17 protein-coding genes are annotated in these 20082 nt (G+C 51.6%); 8 read left to right on the top strand and 9 right to left on the bottom strand.

Annotated elements, in window-relative coordinates; all coding sequences use genetic code 11:
• Positions 1-8 precede the first annotated feature (8 nt).
• The 4 genes from HBA93_RS00195 to HBA93_RS00180 all read left to right on the top strand — a co-directional run bounded on the left by HBA93_RS00195 (position 9) and on the right by HBA93_RS00180 (position 4037).
• Positions 9-893 carry an ABC transporter substrate-binding protein gene (locus HBA93_RS00195; RefSeq protein WP_121993964.1) on the top strand — a complete coding sequence of 295 codons (885 nt, stop codon included), beginning with the start codon at positions 9-11 and terminating at the stop codon, positions 891-893.
• Positions 890-1822 (top strand): amino acid ABC transporter permease, encoded by a 933-nt coding sequence (locus HBA93_RS00190; protein WP_221721927.1) that lies wholly within the window; start codon positions 890-892, stop codon positions 1820-1822. The genes HBA93_RS00195 and HBA93_RS00190 overlap by 4 nt, the downstream gene beginning before the upstream one ends.
• Positions 1822-2604 carry an amino acid ABC transporter ATP-binding protein gene (locus tag HBA93_RS00185; protein WP_221721926.1) on the top strand — a complete coding sequence of 261 codons (783 nt, stop codon included), beginning with the start codon at positions 1822-1824 and terminating at the stop codon, positions 2602-2604. Before HBA93_RS00190 ends, HBA93_RS00185 begins: the two co-directional genes overlap by 1 nt.
• Positions 2605-2843: 239 nt before the next feature.
• Positions 2844-4037, top strand: a complete 1194-nt coding sequence (locus HBA93_RS00180; RefSeq protein WP_221721925.1) for a M20 aminoacylase family protein — start codon at positions 2844-2846, stop codon at positions 4035-4037.
• Positions 4038-4200: 163 nt separating this feature from the next.
• On the opposite strand, the gene HBA93_RS00175 is transcribed toward HBA93_RS00180, so the two are convergent.
• Together HBA93_RS00175 and HBA93_RS00170 are read right to left on the bottom strand one after the other, a co-directional pair.
• Positions 4201-4791: a 3'-5' exonuclease gene (locus tag HBA93_RS00175; RefSeq protein WP_221721924.1), complete on the bottom strand. Its 591-nt coding sequence runs from the start codon at positions 4789-4791 to the stop codon at positions 4201-4203.
• Between the two features lie 89 nt (positions 4792-4880).
• Positions 4881-5789, bottom strand: a complete 909-nt coding sequence (locus tag HBA93_RS00170; RefSeq protein ID WP_221721923.1) for a LysR family transcriptional regulator — start codon at positions 5787-5789, stop codon at positions 4881-4883.
• A 123-nt stretch (positions 5790-5912) separates the two neighbouring features.
• On the opposite strand from HBA93_RS00170, the gene HBA93_RS00165 reads away from it, so the two are divergent.
• The 3 genes from HBA93_RS00165 to HBA93_RS00155 all read left to right on the top strand — a co-directional run bounded on the left by HBA93_RS00165 (position 5913) and on the right by HBA93_RS00155 (position 9533).
• Complete coding sequence (locus HBA93_RS00165; RefSeq protein ID WP_221721922.1) at positions 5913-7115, top strand: M20 aminoacylase family protein; 1203 nt, start codon at positions 5913-5915, stop codon at positions 7113-7115.
• A gap of 27 nt (positions 7116-7142) precedes the next feature.
• Positions 7143-8453: an MFS transporter gene (locus HBA93_RS00160; protein WP_121993970.1), complete on the top strand. Its 1311-nt coding sequence runs from the start codon at positions 7143-7145 to the stop codon at positions 8451-8453.
• Between the two features lie 147 nt (positions 8454-8600).
• A complete protein-coding gene (locus HBA93_RS00155; RefSeq protein WP_502909996.1) occupies positions 8601-9533 on the top strand; it encodes a glutaminase in 933 nt (310 codons plus the stop codon).
• A 45-nt stretch (positions 9534-9578) separates the two neighbouring features.
• Here the strand turns inward: HBA93_RS00155 and HBA93_RS00150 are convergent, their stop codons facing one another.
• The 5 genes from HBA93_RS00150 to HBA93_RS00130 form a co-directional block, all read right to left on the bottom strand.
• The gene (locus HBA93_RS00150) at positions 9579-12317 is read right to left on the bottom strand and encodes a hypothetical protein (RefSeq protein ID WP_221721921.1); all 2739 of its coding nucleotides are present in this window, start codon (positions 12315-12317) and stop codon (positions 9579-9581) included.
• Between the two features lie 111 nt (positions 12318-12428).
• Complete coding sequence (locus HBA93_RS00145) at positions 12429-13661, bottom strand: Gfo/Idh/MocA family protein (protein ID WP_221721920.1); 1233 nt, start codon at positions 13659-13661, stop codon at positions 12429-12431.
• A 106-nt stretch (positions 13662-13767) separates the two neighbouring features.
• Positions 13768-14949, bottom strand: coding sequence for an ABC transporter substrate-binding protein (locus HBA93_RS00140; RefSeq protein ID WP_221722173.1), 1182 nt, complete (start codon positions 14947-14949; stop codon positions 13768-13770).
• 59 nt (positions 14950-15008) lie between these two features.
• A complete protein-coding gene (locus HBA93_RS00135) occupies positions 15009-16019 on the bottom strand; it encodes an N-acetylglucosamine-6-phosphate deacetylase (protein WP_221721919.1) in 1011 nt (336 codons plus the stop codon).
• The gene (locus HBA93_RS00130; RefSeq protein ID WP_221721918.1) at positions 16001-16750 is read right to left on the bottom strand and encodes a glucosamine-6-phosphate deaminase; all 750 of its coding nucleotides are present in this window, start codon (positions 16748-16750) and stop codon (positions 16001-16003) included. Before HBA93_RS00130 ends, HBA93_RS00135 begins: the two co-directional genes overlap by 19 nt.
• Positions 16751-16962: 212 nt before the next feature.
• Here HBA93_RS00130 and HBA93_RS00125 point away from each other — a divergent pair, with 212 nt between their 5' ends.
• Entirely contained in the window at positions 16963-18150 is a 1188-nt protein-coding gene (locus tag HBA93_RS00125) for an ROK family transcriptional regulator (protein WP_221721917.1), read from the top strand.
• A gap of 187 nt (positions 18151-18337) precedes the next feature.
• Here the strand turns inward: HBA93_RS00125 and HBA93_RS00120 are convergent, their stop codons facing one another.
• Both HBA93_RS00120 and HBA93_RS00115 read right to left on the bottom strand, forming a co-directional pair.
• Entirely contained in the window at positions 18338-19177 is an 840-nt protein-coding gene (locus tag HBA93_RS00120; protein ID WP_022710252.1) for an ABC transporter permease, read from the bottom strand.
• Position 19178: 1 nt separating this feature from the next.
• Positions 19179-20078: an ABC transporter permease gene (locus HBA93_RS00115; protein ID WP_122010291.1), complete on the bottom strand. Its 900-nt coding sequence runs from the start codon at positions 20076-20078 to the stop codon at positions 19179-19181.
• Positions 20079-20082 lie beyond the last annotated feature (4 nt).

Raw genomic sequence — 20082 nt, 5'->3', positions numbered from 1 at the left:
AGAGTGAGATGAAAAAAACTATACTGGCAGCTGCTGTATTTGGCAGCGTTTTTGCACAACAGGCTTTGGCTGAGGATGTGAAAATTCCGGAACAGGCATTGAATGAGGCGCTGCGCGCCCGTCTGCCGGAAGACATCATCAAGGCCGGTGTTATTAATGATGTGAATTCCGGTTCCTTCCCTCCTTACCAGATCATCAATGGTAAGGACGTGAACGGCGCTGCGACTGACATGACCGATGCACTCGGTCAGCTGCTCGGTATCAAAATCACCCATTCAACAGTCAGCGGTCTGCCATCGGTTCTGAGCGGTATTTCTGCCGGACGTTACCAGCTTGGCTTTGGGCCGAACGGTGATTTTCCGTCCCGTCAGGGCGCCAATGATTTTGTCGACTGGGTGCGTGAATATGTGGTTTTCGCAGTAAAGCACGGCAATCCGGAAGGCATCACATCGCTGGATACAGCCTGCGGCAAGCGTATCGCTGTAATGGCGGGCGGTTCGGCTGAAAAAGTGATCAAGGAGCAGAATGAGAAATGCACAGCAGACGGTAAGCCGATTGAAGTGCAGTCTTATAATGACCAGCCAAGCTCCATTCTGGCTGTGCGCTCAAACCGCGCCGATGCGTTTTTCTCATCACAGGCACCTCTGACCTATTTTGTTCAGCAGTCCAATGGTCAGCTGGAACTGGCTGCAACCGGCCAGAAAAACGGCTTTGACGACTTGTATCAGGGCGCAGTTCTGCCAAAAGACTCTCCGCTGAGCGAAGTGTTCCGTGATGGTATCCAGATACTGATCGACAACGGCACCTATGCCACGATCATGAAAAAATGGGGTCTGGAAAAGAACATGATTGATAAAGCCGGTGTCAATCTCGCCGGAAAGACCGCACAATGAGTGAGTTGCGTGGTTCAGGCGCAGCCGTGGGTGATGTCGAACGTTTCGACGTCGCCCGTGCGCGCGCACCCTTTCCGCTGAAACGTGTGATCCTGTGGGCTGTTGTTCTTGGTGTGGCATTGGATTTCGGTATTATTGTCGCCAATAATCCGAATTTCGGCTGGCCGGTCGTTGCCGCTTATTTCTTTGATTCCACGGTGATGGAAGGGCTGTATATCACCCTCAGTCTGACTGTTGTGGCGATGATTATCGGTGTTGCACTTGGCCTTATTCTGGCAATTGCCCGTATGTCGCAGGATAGACTGGCAAGCTCGCTGTCCAATCTGTTCATCTGGTTCTTCCGTGGCACACCGCTGCTGGTGCAGCTGATTTTCTGGTACAATCTTTCAACCTTGTTTCCGAAAATCTCGCTGGCTATCCCGTTCGGCCCGACACTTGTCAGCTGGAATACCAATGATCTCATCACGCCGCTGACTGCTGCCATTGTCGGTCTGGCGCTGAATGAAGCCGCCTATATGGCGGAGATTATCCGTGGCGGTCTGTTGTCTGTTGATAAAGGGCAGGGCGAAACCGCAGCCGCTTTCGGTATGACACGGGCACGCGCTTTGCGTCGTATCATTATCCCGCAGGCCATGCGTTCTATCGTGCCGCCGACAGGGAACCAGCTGATCAGTATGATTAAAGCGACATCACTCGTCAGTGTTATCGCCATGGCCGATCTGCTTTATTCTGTTCAGTCGATCTATAACCGCACATTCGAGGTTATCCCGATGCTGCTGGTTGCGGTTGTGTGGTATCTGCTGATCACATCCGTGCTGAATGTCGGGCAGAGTGCGATTGAACGTCATTATAACCGTGGTGAGCGCGGCGATGCGGTCAAAGATGAGGCGCCGGTTAAGACCCAGGGTCAGGCAGAGGAGAATGCATAATGGATAAGACCAGCAATATGCAAAAACCTCTTGTTCATGCCCATAATGTGCACAAGGCGTTTCACGGTATTGAAGTGTTGCGCGGCATTGATCTGGAAGTGCGCTCTGGTGAGGTCGTGGTTATTCTCGGGCCTTCCGGTTCGGGCAAATCCACCTTCCTGCGTTGCATCAACAGGCTTGAAACCATCGACAAAGGTTCGATTTTTGTCGATGAGCAGCAGATCGGTTATAAATATAAAAACGACCGCCTGCTGCCATTGTCAGACCGTGCTATCGCCAAACAGCGCAGCCAGATCGGCATGGTGTTTCAGCAATTCAATCTCTATCCGCATATGACAGTTTTGCAGAATGTGATTGAAGCGCCGGTAGGTGTTCATGGCCGTAACAAAAGCGAAGCTGTTGAAACGGCAAAGGAACTGCTGGCGAAAGTCGGCATGTCGCATAAGATCAACGCTTATCCGCGCCAGCTTTCCGGTGGCCAGCAACAGCGTGTGGCGATTGCCCGTGCCTTGGCTGTAAAGCCGAAGCTGATCTTGTTTGATGAACCGACATCGGCACTCGATCCGGAACTAGTGGGTGAAGTGCTGACCACTATGCGCAGCCTTGCGGATCAGGGACAAACGATGATCGTGGTCACTCACGAGATTGGTTTTGCCCGTGAAGCGGCTGACCGTGTGGTCTTTATGGATGGCGGCAAGGTGGTTGAAGAGGGCACGCCGGAAGAGGTGATCGAAAATCCTCAGCATCCGCGCACCCGCAGCTTCCTCAGTCGTTTTATCTGATAAAAAACAACACGCCGGAGACAAAACCGGCGTGTTTTGCATATAGAGTATTTCACAGTCAAGTTGGATCGACTTGACGCCCGTGATAATGCGACCAATAAAGAATCTAGAGCAAACGCTATGATCCAATCTGGACGTAAACCGCTCTAGTGTGCAGACAATTTGAGTCTCTGACCGCAATGCAACATGCTTGCCGATAACTATTACAGGAGATCCCGTTATGAGAACGGGAGATGACCATGACACAGTCCGATAATTTTGCCCGTATCACTGATCTTGAACCACGCCGTGAAGCGCTGGAAGAAATCCGCCATCATATCCATGCTAATCCGGAGCTTTCTTTTGAAGAAGAAAAAACCGCTGCTTTTGTTGCGGATAAGCTGGAAAGCTGGGGCTATGAAGTCACGCGCAATGTTGGTGGTCATGGCGTTGTCGGTTGCCTGACCGTTGGCACCGGTGGACGCAGTGTTGCTATCCGTGCGGATATGGATGCGCTGCCAATTCTGGAAAAAACCGGTCTGCCTTATGCAAGTACAGTGGCCGGTAAAATGCATGCCTGTGGTCATGATGGTCATACAACTATGCTGCTTGGTGCGGCTGAACATCTGGCACAGACAAAGAATTTCAACGGTACCGTCACTCTGGTGTTCCAGCCTGCTGAAGAAGCCGGTGAAATCAGCGGTGCGCAGGCAATGATCGCAGATGGTCTGTTCGAGCGTTTCCCGTGCGATGCGATTTTTGGTCTGCACAATCATCCGGGTGCACCGGAAGGCACTGTTCTCACCCGTTCCGGCCCGATGATGGCAGCGGCTGATACGGCTTATATCAAAGTCATCGGCAAAGGCGGTCACGCCTCCCGCCCGCATCTGACCGTTGATCCTGTGATGGTCGCCTGCAGTCTGGTTATGGCTCTGCAGACTGTGGTTGCCCGCAATGTCGATCCGACAGAAACAGCGGTGATTACTGTCGGCACTATTCACGGCGGTGAAGCATCCAATGTTATTCCTGATGATGTTGATCTGGCTGTGAGCATCCGCTCTTTCTCACCGGTTGTACGTGAGTTGCTGCAAAAGCGCGTTTGCGAACTGACTGAGCAACATGTGGCAGCCTATGGCGCGACAGCTGAGATCAAATATGAGCTGGGCTATCCGGTGGTGGTCAATTCTGATGCGGAAACCGCTTTTGCGACAGAAGTTGCGCGTGAACTGATCGGAGATGCCAAGGTTTCAACCTGTCCTTTGATTCCGGGCAGCGAGGATTTCTCTTATTTCCTCCAGCACAAACCGGGCAGCTTCCTGCGTCTTGGCAATGGCGTGGATTCTGCTGTGCTGCATAATCCGAAATATAACTTTAATGATGCCAATCTGCCGGTTGGTTCTGCTCTCTGGGCGCGACTGGCTGAACGTTATCTGGCTGCCGGTGGCAACAGCTAAAGCATGTCTCCCAAAAGTGGGCACCGGTTTTGGGATAAAGACATGCGTTAAAACAAAGAAATAAAGCGGGTGCAGTGGATCAGATTACATGCAGCACGCTCTTGTGAAACGCATCTGAGAGATAAAAAGGTGGTTCGCCACCTTTTTATCTGCACTCCTATTATTATTTCCTGCGGCTGGTGCAGGCTTCATACCCGTTGGCAAAGAGACGACCGGGGCGCATTCCGATCATGCGCGGCACCTCTGCCAATGTGGTAGCGCCCACAGAATGCGCCATAGCGATTGTTGCCTGAGCACAGATCGCAGCATCTTCCGCAGCATTATGATGATGAAAGCTCAGGCCAAGATAATCAGCCAGAATATTCAGCTTGTGTGACGGCAATTGCGGCCAGACTTTTTGTGCCATTTTGACGGAACACAGATACTGAAATTCAGGATAGTTCTGCCGGTATAAATCCAGAGATGCACGCCAGACACTGAAATCAAAAGCAGCATTATGAGCAATCATTGTTGCTCCCGTAAAATCATCAGCGAATTCATCCATCACTTCCGGAAACTCTCCGGCATTTTCCACATGCTCCGGACGAATGCCGTGGATGGCAATGTTGAAAGTGGAAAAACGCATATCTTTCGGGCGAATGAAGCGTTCTTCAACACGCACGACCTGATCATTTTCAATCCATGCCAGACCAACAGAACAGGCGCTGCCGCGTTGTTCATTGGCAGTTTCAAAATCAATTGCAATGGTTTTCACGGGATGCTCCGGCACTGTCTGTATGTGTTGTTACTGGAGAATAATGAGCGCATGGTCAAGAACCGGAGCTGCTGATGGCGGTAAAGCCGTCAGATGGCACTCCATTCTTCCATTCTCTCACGAATGAGATTGCGCAGAATGGGAAACATCGGCGGCTGGGAACGGCCGGACAGACGGATGATCGCGAATTGTGAGGTATCTGAAACAGGACGCACAGGAACTTCCACCAGTTGTCCAGAAGTTATCAGTTCATGTGACGGTGCGATAACGCCGTAATAAATGGTCTGACTGCTCAATGTGGTCTGAAGCAACCCGTCAATCGCATCGGAGTGGAAGGTGACACTCTCATCCGGATGGGCTTCCGGCCCGTAGATCGCGACCATATTGCGTATCTGCTCCGGCGCGAGAATGGTGGTTGCCAGCGGCCATGGCCGTAAGTCTGAAAACTTCACTCGTTGATTTTGCAGTATGGGGTGCCCCTGGCTGACCAGAAAACCTGTGCGCAATGCCGGCAGCATTTCAATATGCAGGTCTGCGGTTATCGTTACGCCTCTGATCTCCACGACCAGCATGTCCAGTGTCCTCTCCCGCAATGCCTGTACCTGCAGCGGAATAGAACCGCGCATCAGCAGAATATGCAAAGACGGATTGGTGGTTGAAAACCGGCTCAGAAGCGGCGCTGTCAGCAGGGCGCTTGGTGTTGATCCAAGTCCGATCCTGATACGTCCTGCACTGCCTTCATGTTGTTGCTTGACCACACGATGGAGTTCTTCTGTCTCGAACAATACGCGGCGTGCATGGTCGAGCACCACATTGCCAAAAGCCGTAACTTCACAGCGCTTGCCGATGCGGTCGACCAGCTTCATTCCCAGCTCGGCTTCCAGCTGCGCAATGCTGCGCGACAGTGCCGGTTGAGTCAGATGCGCATATTCAGCTGCCCGCGTGAAGGAGCCTTTCTCAGCAAGCGCAATAAAATGTCGTAATTGCTGAATGTTCATGAAACTTTCCTAAATTGGTATGCGTATTATGCATGATTATCAAATTTACTATGCATTGGACAAATGAAAATGCACCTCGTAGCTAACATTGGTAATGGTTTCTAAGTTTAGGAGGGTGGAGTCATGAAAAACATCAGAACGCTGAGTGAGCGCGATGTTGAGGAGTTTGTTGCGCTGAGGCGTGATCTGCACCAGCACCCTGAACTGGCATTTAACGAAATCAGAACCGGTGGCATTGTCGCTGATCTGCTGGAAAAATGGGGCTATAAGGTTGAGCGCAATATCGGCACGACCGGTGTTGTCGGCCAGTTGCGCAACGGTGATGGATCAGCGGCCATTGGTCTGCGTGCGGATATGGATGCGCTGCCGATTTTGGAAGCAACCGGTCTGCCTTATGCCAGTGTTAATAGTGGTGTGATGCATGCCTGCGGGCATGACGGTCACACAACAATGTTGCTCGCTGCTGCAAAAGCGCTGGCCGAGCGCCGCAATTTCAATGGTACTGTGAACCTGATCTTTCAGCCTGCTGAAGAATATGGCCGCCCTGATAGCGGTGCAGCCCGTATGGTTGCTGACGGTTTGTTTGAAAAATTCCCGTGCGATGCCGTGTTTGGTATCCACAATATGCCGGGTTCCCCGCAAGGGCAGCTGCAATTTTATGACGGTGCGATGATGGCATCGTCTGACAGTGTTTCTGTCAAGATCACCGGTCGTGGCGGTCATGGTGCGCAACCGCACACAACGGCCGATCCGATTGTTGCAACCGCTTCTATCGTGATGGCATTGCAGACTGTAGTGGCACGAAATGTTAATCCGCTGGATGCTGCTGTTGTTACCGTCGGTGTTATGCAGGCTGGTAAGGCTAATAATGTTATTCCTGAGACTGCACAGATCGAACTGACAGTGCGCTGTTTCAAACCGGAAGTCCGTGATTTGCTTGAAGACCGGATTCGTGATCTGGTCGCCACGCAGGCACAGAGTTTCGGTGTCAAAGCTGATATTGATTATTGCCGCGGCTATCCTGCCTTGCAGAATTCCACTGAAGAAACAGAGTTTGCACGACAAGTCGGTCAGAATTTTGCCGCTGAAGGTAATTTTGTTGCCCAGACCACGCCGATGACCGGCAGTGAAGATTTCGCATTCATGCTCGAAAAGCGCCCCGGTTCTTATGTTTTTCTCGGGAACGGCGATCAGCCAGGCCCTGTGAGCCGTGCGCTGCATAATGACGGCTTCGATTTTAATGATGCGAATATCGTTGAGGGAGCCGCTTATTGGGTAGCCTTGACGGAGGAATTTCTGAACGGCACCAGAGGCCGTAAAGACTAAAACTATTATATCTGTTGGAGGATAACCATGAGCGCTTCTGTTATGCACGCGCCGAATACGGCTTCGGACGATCTGTCCGGCCAGTCTGAGAAACCACCGGTCAAGGCAATTGCCGCGGCCGTTGCCGGTAACGCCCTCGAATTTTACGATTTCATCGTCTATTCGTTTTTCGCGGTTTATATCGGGCAGACATTTTTCCCGCTGGGCAGTGAAACAGCAAGCCTTCTGGCCTCGGTTGCGGTTTTTGGTGTGGGCTTTTTCACCCGTCCGCTTGGCGGCGTTCTGATCGGTGCTTTCGCGGATAAGGCAGGGCGCCGTGCTGCAATGATCCTGACCGTGACGCTTATTACTGTCGGTACATTGGGGCTGGCCGCAACACCAAGCTATGAAACCATTGGTATTGCTGCACCGATTATCGTTCTGCTATGCCGTCTGTTGCAGGGGCTGGCACTTGGCGGTGAAGTCGGACCGGCATCGGCCATGCTTATTGAAGCTGCACCGCGTGACAAGCGCGGCCTTTATGCCAGCTGGCAGATTGCCAGTCAGGGTATTGCCGTTGTTGCCGGTGGTCTGATGGGCGTGCTGGTGTCATGGTATCTGCCGCATGAGGATCTGGTGTCATGGGGCTGGCGCATTCCGTTCCTCGTCTCGCTGGCGCTTATTCCGATTGCGCTTTATATCCGACGTGCATTGCCGGAAACTCTGGAAAAGCCGAGTGATAAAACCGGTGCACAGATTGTGACTTCGGTCTTCTCTGATCACACCCGTTTTCTGGTGCTTGGTATTTTGGTGATGATCTCCACCACCGTGTCGACACAGGTGGGCAACTATATGACCACCTATGCCATTCAGACACTGAAGCTGCCGGCAACACTGGCACAGGCCGGTACAGTGCTTGGCGGTACGATGACTTTCATTTTCGCTCTCGTTGCCGGTTATCTTGCTGATAAATACGGCCGTAAAGGCGTGATGATCTGGCCTCGTATCGTGCTGATGATCGTTATTATTCCGCTGTTCTTCTGGCTGTCGGAATCTAAAGATGCGACTGTGCTGCTGATTGTAACCGCTGCGATTACACTGCTCACCTCGATGACAGGTGCTGCAAGCCTTGTGGCAATCCCTGAGATGATGCCGATTGCTTTGCGTGCCACCGGCGTTTCCCTGATCTATGCGATCGGCGCGACATTGTTTGGCGGTACCACACAGTTTATCATCACATGGCTGATCGGCATTTTTGGTGCTGTGGCACCGGCTTATTATGTGGTTGCAACCAGTGTGATTTCGCTTGTGGCAATGTTTATGATGCCGGAAACCCGTAATTTTGACGTTAAACGTTAAAAGATCGCGCATTTGAGAATGGACAGACTGGCTGGCATTGTTTAGCCATTCTGGCTCACAAGCGGGCGGTGATACGGTGTAAACCGGTCACCGCTGCTTTCATGACTGTTGGTTACGCAATAGCGGTATCTCAAAGGTGTAAAATAGTTGAAACAGCGTTTGCGCGCCGTACTCGATGAAATCGAGACTGAAATCAAAGATACCGGTATCCGTGGCAAAGTCGCTGATTATATTCCGCCTCTTGCACAGGTTGATCCCGCGAAATTCGGCATATCCATTATGCTTCATGACGGCACATTGATTTCTGCCGGTGACGCTCAGGAAAAATTCTCCATCCAAAGTATTTCCAAAGTGTTTGCTCTGGCGCTGGCTCTGGGCAAAAGAGGGGACGGCATTTGGCAGCGTGTCGGCCGCGAGCCTTCGGGCGATCCTTTTAACTCCAGTGTTTTGCTTGAGCTGGAAAAAGGGCTGCCGCGCAACCCTTTCATCAATGCCGGTGCTATTGTTATCTCGGACATTCTGCTGAGTTCGCATCAGCCGCGTGAAACGATCGGCGAGATTGTGCGCTTTGTGCAGTCTATCGCTGAGGACGACAATATTTATATTGATGAAGTAGTGGCGAAAGCAGAAGACCGCACCGGCTTCAATAATGCGGCGCTGGCCAATTTGTTGAAAGCAAATAAAAATCTCGACAATCTGCCGCCTCATGTTCTGGGCGTGTATCACCACCAATGTGCCTTGGCGATGTCCTGTGAGCAGCTGGCGCGGGCAGGTCTGTTTCTTTCTGCATCCGGCCGCAATCCTGTCAGTAATCACCGTATTGTCAGTGTGGAACGTGCCTTGCGTATCAATGCGCTGATGATGACCTGTGGCCACTATGACGGTTCAGGCGATTTTGCATTTCGTGTCGGCGTGCCAGCAAAAAGCGGTGTCGGTGGCGGTATTCTCGCTATCGTTCCCGGTATTTCATCCATTGCTGTGTGGTCGCCGGGCTTGAACCAGCACGGCAACTCGCTGCTTGGCACACGGGCTTTGGAAATCCTGTGCCGCCGTATGGGCTGGTCAGTGTTCGGGCGCTGAAGCGACACTCTCTGTGAGATTTACATCGGGCAAAAACGAAAAACCTCACTCCTGAAGGGGGCTTACACAGAAGCTTCGTTTTGAAACCGGATTGCGCCAGCATTTTGTTGCATCGATATAACGAAGTCCGGCTGTTGTTACTTCGTTGAGTAACCACGTACCATCTTTTTGATAGACGACGCTGCGGTCACCGTCGGGCCATACATAGACTTCGAGCCTGATCTGACGGCGCTCTTCTTTGAGTTGACCGGCAGCTTGATAAAATGAAAATTCACGGCATATCTTGTCGGAATAGACAGACCCGCGGTCATCCTCAACGCGGCACTGCACGCGGTTATGGGAATATAGTCCCTTGCTCCAGTCGGTCAGCAATTTCCGGTTCGCCTGACAAGCCTGCTCAATATTGTCCATGCAGCCCATGTCATAGGCTCTTGAAGCTTCTGATATCATGTCACCTGAATTTTGCAGATCGTCAGATGTTACAGGGTTTACGCTGTCAGGGTTATCATGTGCCTCCAGCAACATATTTCCGTATTTGATGCAGGCCTCGCCATCTGTCGTCTTCACGTGAGGATGAAAACATCCGTTCCGATAGGCTATAGCGGCTTTTTGTAAATCTGCTTCTGTACCAAGTCCTGAGGTATAGATATTTCCGGCCAGTTTGCATGCATAAGGTGACAGCCCCAAATCTGCAGAATTGCAGGCAAATTCCGACCATTGCAGCGCATCGGCATAGCGGGTCTTCTGACTTAATGCGAATTTGGCCGCATCATAGCAAATACGCACATCCTCAAGTTTTTCGCTGGCGTGAGTAACCCGATATCCGCACGCTTTGGTGTAGACATCCATCGCGGCGTTAACTTCACCGGCGGAATCCAGAGCATTCGCCAGTGAGAGGCAAGTACTGGCAGGGTTGTCATCAAAGCGACAACCGGTGCGCAGCACGGACAACAGAGTGACGTTTTTGTCCTCTTCAGGTGACTGATTTATCTCCGGATTATTTTGCGCTTTTGTAGCTATAAGCGATGCTAATGTCTGACAGCCATTGATATTTTCATTATTACACGCATTCGCCAGCATCGTTTCAATACTGTGTACCTGATCCGTGCTTTCCAGAGAAGCATAGGCAGATACCGCAGAGCTGCACGCCTGCGGGCCGTTGGACGACTTGTCTGTCATACATGTCATAACAAGCGTGTCGTAGACTTTGCGCTGGGCCGGTTTTGCCGTTTCGAGATTCGGATCGAGCGCAGCACCCAGACTGTCACAAACGCTGTCCTTGTCAGACTGTCCGGCGCACAACTTGATTGCTCTGGCAGCTGCCGTATTCCGGTCTTCAGCAGACCAGTGATCAGCTAGTTTGGTTTGTACTGCGCAGGCCGCCGGATCACCCGCGATACAGCCGCGCTCAAGCAAATCCTTTGCTTTTGCAATTCTTGTATCCGTGGCCGACGGCGTTTTGTTTGCCTGCAGAAAATCACGATATTTATAATAAGCTGGTTTACAGTGTACAATATTGGGTTGTGACGGGCCGGGCGTACAAATTTCTTCGGTCAGCGATCCGAGTGAATAATTCTCGTCGGCTGTTGCAGATGTATATTCACTGCGGGCTTGCACGACATATCCGAAGGCATCAGGAACTTCTTCACAAGCCCATGCAATATCGGATCTGCATGCTGTGAGTTTTGCGGTAAAGTTCGATGCGGACTCTGCAAGCATAGGCTTTGTATAAGTTGCGGTGCCGCGGGCAAGCAGAATGCAGCTCACAGCCTGACGTGCGTCGCAGCCCGGCTTGGCAAGTTCAGGCAGTACAAGATCTTCAGCATTGCCGGTGCCGCCCTCGACCGCGCGAAACTGCGCATTCTCCAACGTATTGTCTGAGCGGTTGATCGCCAGCTGACAGCCGCGTATGTCTCCCCCCATACAGCCCATCAGAGCGTAATGTGTAACCTTTGCGGGTAAAGTGCCGTCCGGATCTTCTATATTGTAGATCGCTTCAGCATAACGGCTGCAGGCTTCGTTCAAACCCAGATCGCAGGCTTTCTTAAGATCAGTCGCATTTCCTGCCTGTCCCATCAAATTGCGGGCGGCGGCAAGACGTTCAGAGGCGGATGCAAAATTTCCGTATTCTCCGTCTGAAAATTCCTTTTCATTTTTTACTAATGCTTCAATGAATTCGGTTCCAGTTGAGCATTCGCTGTTTTCAGGAAGATTACTGGCGCGCCCCATAATATTGCCGCTCGCCCGAATATTAAGCAAGCCAAGAGAAAGCGCATATTGACCGTCAGCCAATCGGTAAGCGGCCATGGACGGGCGATATTCTTTCAGAGCAACGGCTTGCTTGTTTAAAGCTGTTAGCGTGTCTGTTTTAACCGCGATCAGATGACAGGTATTAGGAGGAGCCAGAAAATTGTGCCCGCTGTCAGAACGTTTAGTGAAACCGCAAAAATTACTGATTTTTTCTACAGGCACAAAACCTGTCGCACGTTGCAGGCCTGTTCCTGTTGCATAGTCGACTGCAAAATAGGGCAGATTATCTGCCCCGAAGGTGACGTCCTTTATCCGAACCTCTTCGCCTGACTTCAGCACACGGGCAGGGGATTTTCCCGGAGCAGCCATCACTGATGTGGCTTCGCATACGTGTCTGGTACTCAGTTCCTGATAGGGAGGTAAATTTTGGGATAGAGCAGAATGAGTTATTGTGAAAACCGACAGTAACAGCACCGATAAGCGCACAGCTTCTTTTTTGATCCGGCTGATACTGATCACTTTGCAAATCATCATGCTTTCTCCGCAATAATTCCGCACGATACAATGCCGGAATACATGCTTCATGTAACATAGATAATAATGATCTGAATATATTATCTTCGCACGATCAAACACATGCGGAGTTCACAGCTCAATGACCTGTTTGCTCACTCTGGCCTGTTCTGCAGCCAGCGCCATCAAATGACTTGTGACCGATTTATGCGCAGCGGTTCTGATTTCACGGCCGAACGGTGCGCGAAGAGCAGCGGCGAAATCTTCCATCAACCGTAGATCACCGCCCATATGGTCGCCGGCAAGTGTTTCAATCTGAATTGTAATATCCGGCCGGTCATCAAAGAATTTAATCACCAGACTGCCGTCTTCAAAACAACCGGTCAGTTCTCCCTTGCTGCCGCCGATATGGATATGGCGTTCGGTGCGCTTGTTGAAGGCGTGCACTTCAAAACTAGCCGTAATATTATTGGAAAATTCGATACCCACAATCTGCCGGTCAACCACTGTATTGTCACTGTGATAAACACAACGGCCATAGGGCCCGTTACGGATCGCCTTTGTGCGTGCCTCAATGCTGGTATCAACAGAAATCATCGAAACCGGCCAGCCGGTATGGTCTCCCAGATAAATCCGGCGCGCGGAATAGGGGCATGTCGTCTCAACCAGACAGCCATCGAGACAGCGCTCAGCAGCGCCCTGCGGGGCATTTTCCGGTGTAAATTGTTTGAGGCTGCCGAAACTGGAAATACGTAACGGCGTTTCATCCGTCAGCCAGTGCAGAATATCCATATCATGGCTGCATTTCGCTAAGATTAGCGGACTACCGTCTTCTAAGCGCCGGAAGTTGCCGCGCACATAACTGTGTGAGTGATGGTAATAGCCGATATTCTCGGAAGCACGAATACTTTGCACAGTCCCGAAAGTCCGGTTCTCAATCAGTTCTTTGATTCTGGCAAAAAACGGTGTGTAGCGCAGCACATGACAGATCATCAAAAAGCGCTGGTTGCGTTCCGAGGCTTCCGCCATGCGCTGACAGGCTTCAACCGTGGAAGCCATCGGCTTTTCCAGCAGCACGTTGAATTTTCGATCAAGAGCGGCAACGGCAACAGCTTCATGATCCTTATCGAGATTGGCAACCACAACAGCATCAATATTTTTGAGCGTATTGAGCATGGTGAGGCTGTCTGAAAAGCAGTTCTCCGGCGCAATGCCATGCTTGTTGGCAAATGCAGCAACCGCATCAGGTCTGGTATCGCAGACGGCGGCAAATTTCATAAGATGCGGGTTTTTCAGGGCAATATCGCCATAGGCATTGCCGCGATAACCGGCACCGATAAGAGCAACCTGCGGGATCTGTGTCATAATGCTATCCGCTGTAACGGTAAAAAATGCGGAGCTTTAGAGCGCTGTATATCGAATAGACACACAAGGCTGCAGGCTCCGCAGTCTGGGGGTGAAGGTGTAATGGTTATGATTTGCGAGCGCCGACCAGCTCATCCCACTTTCGGAAAGCCTGCACCATTTTTTCCGGTTTCAGCGGTAGCTCAATCGGATTATTGGCAATCAGATCATCATATTCAGGGCGGCCGAATTGCTTGATAATGTCCTGACTATGCTGTGGTGCCATGGAAAGCGGTACATTCTTCACCGCAGGCCCCGGATAGAGCGAGCCTTCATTATAGGCAAAGGCCTGTGCTTCGGGTGTGAGCAGGAAGGCCATAATGTCCAGCGTTACCGCCAGAACATCATCTTTCACGCCTTTCGGAATACACATGAAGAAGGCATCAGAAACCCAGTGGAAGCCTTTCAGTGTGGAGATTTTAGCTGTCTCCGGCACAATGCCGACTGCACGCGGATTAATATCCCAACCGGTGGTGGTCACAATGATATCGCGTGAACCTTCACCGAATTCTTTCATCGTTGCGCCGGTACCCGCCGGATAATAATCAATATAATCGCCGAGTTCCGCGAGATAGTTCCATGTCTTCTCCCAGCCGTTGATCGGATCGGTCGGGTCTTTATCACCGAGAATATAAGGCAGCCCCATCATGAAAGTGCGGGCAGGGCCTGAATTTGTCGGACGAGCATAGAGGAAACGTCCCGGATTTTCTTTTGCCCAGGCCAGCAATTCCTCAGCACTTTCCGGTGCTTTTGCCACGCGCTCCGGTGCATATTCAAGCAGCGGGCCCGAAGGGTAATAGGTGACAACCACACCGTAACCGGCACCCTGAATTTTATGCAGGTTCAGGGCTGCAGGCTCGTAATTGGCTTCAATATCAGGGAAGGTTTCATTAAATTCCGGCAGGATTTGCATCCATGTGTCTTCGACAAGGCCGGCTGCCAGCCCATCGCTGCCGGTCAGCACAAGATCAATATCAACGCGGTTACTCTTTTGCTGTACTTTGAGTTTACCGGCCAGTTCGGTCACCGGTGCTTTTAGAAACACGATGCGGGAAACTTTATCCGGATTGCGCTCGGCATAAAGTTCAAGCGCAGGCTGCACGAGCGACAAAGCCCCGCCGACATCCATCAGCCTCACTTCAACCGGTTTGGCAGGCAGAGGCATTTTGCGGGCAAAACTTAAGCCGCTGCCGGTCAGAAATGCGGTGGCGGATGCACCTGTAATCAGCACGCGCCGGTTCATTCTCAGATCATTGATTTTCATCTTGTTCCCCTTTTTTATTTTTATAGGTAAAGCGGTTTTGATGCTTATGCGTCATGCTCCGGAAAGGTTGCTTTCCGTATAAACAGATCAGATGTCCATTCGATGAAACTCACAGGCTGTTTTATGCCGCGGGCAGCGAGGACAGGTGCCAGAAGTGCCTCAACATTAGCGGATGCCATGCGTACTGCTTCTTCAAAAGAGGCAATGCCCCATGCCACAAGATTGCGCACAGCCTGATCGAGACACAGTGTTGAACCGGCAAGACCGGCACCATTCGGATTTTTGACCATGCCATTGTCATGGCGCTCAATCCGCATATCCGCAAAATGATAAAACCCTGTCTCAGCCGCTGCTGCGGAAACCGCATCGGTTACCAAGACAGAACGCGAAATTCCTTTTGCCCGTATCATTACTTTGAGCGCTTGCGGCGGAATATGAAATCCGTCGGCAATGAAGCAGGCGCTGAGGCGGTCTTCGGCCAACTGGGCAAACAGCGGATTATCCAGCTTTGGCATATGCTGCGGCAGGCCATTGCCGAGATGGGTGGAAAGGCTGGCTCCGGCCGAGGCCGCATGAGCTGCAGTCTCAAAGTTACAATCAGAATGACCGATGGCTGTGAGAATATTGCGGGTCTTCATTGCCGCAATGAATTCTTCAGAACCGGACAGTTCCGGCGCCAGCGTCACCAGCAGGATCGGTGTGGTGATCCGCGCCTGCAGCTCCTCAATCAGGCTGGCATATGGTGGTGTCATAACGCCAGCCGGATGGCATCCGGCAAAACCCTGTTGCGGATTGAGAAACGGCCCTTCAATATGCAGGCCTAAGCACATCAGGCGGCCAAGTCTGCTATGCTGAATGGCATTATCCAGCACTTGAATACGCTGTAACAGCACATCCGGTGCAGCAGTGATCAGCGTCGGCAAACAGGCGGTGACACCTGTCGCGAGCATAGCTTCTAATGCATGGTCGAGCTCAGATGCAGTAAGCTTGCCGGAGTTGAAATCAACACCGGCAAAGCCGTTGACCTGAAGATCGGTTAAACCTTTGGTGCGCATGATAAAAGCGATGCTGATTGTGTGTCGAGCAAAGCCACAGTGTTGTTGTGGTTTTGCAAGATGGATGCCGGATGAAGCGGCGTTACTGATCCTTCAAGGGCATTTTTGACTGCCTGCGCCTTGCGTTGATCCGGCACGGATAGAATGATCAGCGATGATTTCATAATCTGTTTAATGCTCATGGAGACAGCCTGAGCAGGCACATCTTCCAGCGTGGCAAACCAGCCTTCACCCATTTGCTGGCGGCGGCAGGCTTCGTCCAGATCAACAATAATATAAGGTTTGTCGGTCTCGAAATCGGCCGGCGGGTCATTAAAAGCCAGATGGCAATTTTCGCCGATACCGGCAAAGCAAACATCAATGCTTTCATCCATGATCAGCTTGCTGAGCCTGCCGGCTTCTGCTTCCGGATTATCTTCGGCATTGATTTCGTGGAGTGTGACTTTACCGCCGAGCGGTTCAACAAAGCGCTCAATCAGATAGCGGCGGAAGCTGGCCGGATGGCTCTTTTTCATGCCGACATATTCGTCCAGATGAAAAGCGGTGACTTTGGCCCAGTCAATATCCGGTTCGCGGATCAGTACTTCCAGCATTTCAAACTGGCTGGCACCGGTAGCAACAATAATTGAGGCTTTCCCCTTGTTGCGCAGAGCCGATCTGATGGTTTCCGCACCACGTTTTGCTGCAGCCTCTCCCAATTGTTGTTTCGTGTCGAAAACACGTATTTCCACGCCGCTCTCCCCGTTTTAAAAGACAAAGCATCAGCATTCCCGCGCATGACGCAGGCTGCAAAGCTCTGATTGTAAGACTGATCGGTAATGTCGCTTTTTTAAGCTGACACTGACCTCTGCCTCCTCCTGATTAAAAGAATACACCTTCATTTTAGGCTTGCAAGTTATTTTTGAATAATATTATTCAAAATAATAATATGGGATGAGTTGCTATGCAGAATTTTCAGAATCTCCGCTTTTCCGATGCGCATCAGCGCGATTGTGCCCGTGTTATCGGCAGTCTGCTGGAGGCGGACGGGCAGTCGCGCGCCAGCCTTGCGGCTACCCTTGAACTCACGTCCATGACAACCTCCCGCATTATCGCGGATTTGCTGGATAATGGTTTTGTAACGGAAGACGTGGCGGAAAGGCGCGGACGCGGGCGCCCCGGAACACTTGTACGGCTGAACGCACAGCGGATCGGCTTCACTGTTATTAAAATGACCAGCTATCTGGTGGAAGGCGCTTTGCTGGATTGGCAGGGGAATACTATTGCATCGCAGACCAGGCGTTTGAATGATGATGCAGATAATCAGCAGATGACGGTTTTTCTGCAGCAAATGATACAGGCGTTACGGGCTTCACAACCGGATATGATGGTGCATGTCGGCACGACAATTCTCGTGGCGGGTATTGTCGATGTTAAAAAAAGGGTTTGGCTGATTACTTCCCGCTGGCCGCAGGTGCGGGACTTTAATCTCGCTGAAGCCTTAAGCCCTGTTACGCCGCTTGTCTGTTTGTTCCGCCAGCTGGATATCGAGCTGGATGTACATTTCAAAGCAGAGACTGCGCCGGTCAATACCGCCGCATTATTGCATTGGGGCTGGGGGATCGGGCTCGCCTATTGTTCCCGCGATGTCGCCAGCATTGCCCATCAGGGGCCTTTTGGTGAGATCGGCCATTGGCGTTTCGATACATTGCAGGATCGCCCCTGCGGTTGCGGAAATCAAGGTTGTCTGGAAACGGCGGTTGCCCTGCCGGTCTTGTTGCAGCAACTGGGGCTGGATGAGCTGATCAGCTTGGGCCAAGAGCAGGATATCGGCGGATATTTGCAGGATGCATCACTTGCAGACCATGCTGATATGCAGCTGGCAATTCGTCTTGTGGCGCGGGCGCTGGGCAATATGTGCCGTATTCTGTTTCCGGACAGAGTCTATCTGACAGGACCGTTCACTTCCAACAAGGCTGTTTTTACTCAGCTATGCAGTCAGTTTCAGGCGGAAGGGCTGGTTGGTGCTTTAAAATTGCCCGATGTGATTATGGTACAAACCGAAAATCAGGACATTTTGCACAGCGCTATTCGTCCGCTGATTGAGAATGCTCTCGGAAATTTACCTGCAATTGCAGCGGGGGAATTATAGCGTACCCCGAAAAGTGTGAAGCGCCTTCGCGGGGAAATCAGTCCACCGGACTGATTTCTAAATCCCGCTTCGATCAGATAAGATACGCGTTGAAACAAAGAGTTAGAGCGATTTTACCGATTTAATTTTAAGGGGAACCGCTCTAAACCCGCCGTCAGATCATGTTATCTGACGGCGGGTGTGTTTTCTAATTGTTAGACTGTTTGGCGCGGGCAACAATCTGTGTCGGATTGACAAAGCGCAGTGCCAGCAACAGCCATACCAGAGTGGTAATCATATAGATCACTGCCATGGCATCAATAGACTGGACTGAGCGTACGCCCGAGGCAAAGACAGAATAATAGAGCGCCACAACAAGCGTCTGGCTGGTTGGTCCTGCGGTGAGAAATGTCAGCTCAAACATGGCAACTGTGCGGACAAGCACCAGTAGCAATGCAGCCAGAATGCCGGGCAACAGCATCGGCATCAGTACATAGCGAAACAGCTGGAATTTATTCGCGCCAAAGACATGCGCGGCTGCTTCCACTTTCGGGTCAATCTGCTCGATAAACGGGATCATCACCAGAATAACAAAGGGAACGGTCGGCACCAGATTGGCCAGCACAACGCCCCAGAATGTCCCCCCGACACCTGCCTGATAGAGCACGGTTGCCAGCGGAATACCGAAGGTGATCGGCGGCACCAGCAATGGCAGCAGAAACAACAGCATCACCAGATTGCGGCCGGGGAAATTGCGGCGCGCCATCGCATAGGCTGCCGTAACACCGAGCAGACCGGACAGAGCCACAACTGTGAAGACGATCTGGAAGGTGACGATCAGCACATCGCCGAGCTGGAATTCCCGCCAAGCGGTGAAGTACCACCGCGTTGTCAGTGCCTGCGGCAACCATGTGCCGAGCCAGCGCGTTGAAAAGGACGAGAGCACGACTGTCGCGATCATTGCCAGTAGGTTGATGACAAAAAAAGCAACAATGACCCATACGGCGGTGATCCATAATTTGGATCCGATAGAGGTATCTCTGATCATATTAGCCTTTACCTCCGCTGGTCGCGCCGCGATAAAACAGACTGCGTATGCCAAGGACTGCCGCGACAATAGCGAGCTGTACACTTGCCATAATCATGGCAACGGCGGATGCCATTGAATAATCATATTGCTCAAAGGCTGCCTGATAAGCGGCAATGGAAATGACGCGTGTCGGCCCTGCCGGAGCGCCAAGCAATACGGCGGACGGGAAAACTGCGAAAGCCAGCACAAAGGACAGGCAGAAGGTAATTGCCAGTCCCGGCATCAGCAGCGGGAGAAGGACGTGGCGGAAGCGTTGCCAGCTTTTGGCGCCGTGAGTTGCTGCGGCCTGTTCCAGTGCCGGATCAATACCGGTGACATAAGACAAAGTGAGCAAAAAGGTGAAAGGAAAGCCGGTAATAATCAGCGATGCGAAGACGCCCCAGTAATTATTGGTCAGCTTTAAAGGGCTGTCGACAAGGCCGATAAACATCAGCGTGCGGCTAAACCAGCCCTGAGGCCCAAGATAATTCAGCAGCCCTTCGGCAACCAGTACTGTACCCAGTGTAACCGGTAGAACAAGAATGGTGGTCAACAGGCGCTGACGGCGCATCAGCCGGACACGGAATGCCACCGGTACAGCAATCAGCAGGCTGATCAGCGTGACAGGGATGGCCAGCCACAATGTCGTTCCGATGGTTTTATACAAAAACGGATCGGAGAAGAATTTGATATAGTTGGCAAACATACCTTCGCCCTCTTGCGGGGTGAAGGAGAGCAGCAAGCCATAGATGAAGGGATAGATAAAGACCCCCAGCAGGAAGATAACCGCAGGCAGAACCAGCATGGTTGTGCCGTCGATCCCTTTGACGGCGAGCCTTTGTCGTAATGACAGTTTTTCAAGATCGGAAGAGGTGTTCATGTGT

The sequence above is a fragment of the Ochrobactrum sp. SFR4 genome, assembly GCF_019730395.1.
Classification (GTDB): domain Bacteria; phylum Pseudomonadota; class Alphaproteobacteria; order Rhizobiales; family Rhizobiaceae; genus Pseudochrobactrum.
Note: the sequence above shows the minus strand (reverse complement) of the source record. Positions and strands in the feature narration are given on the sequence as shown.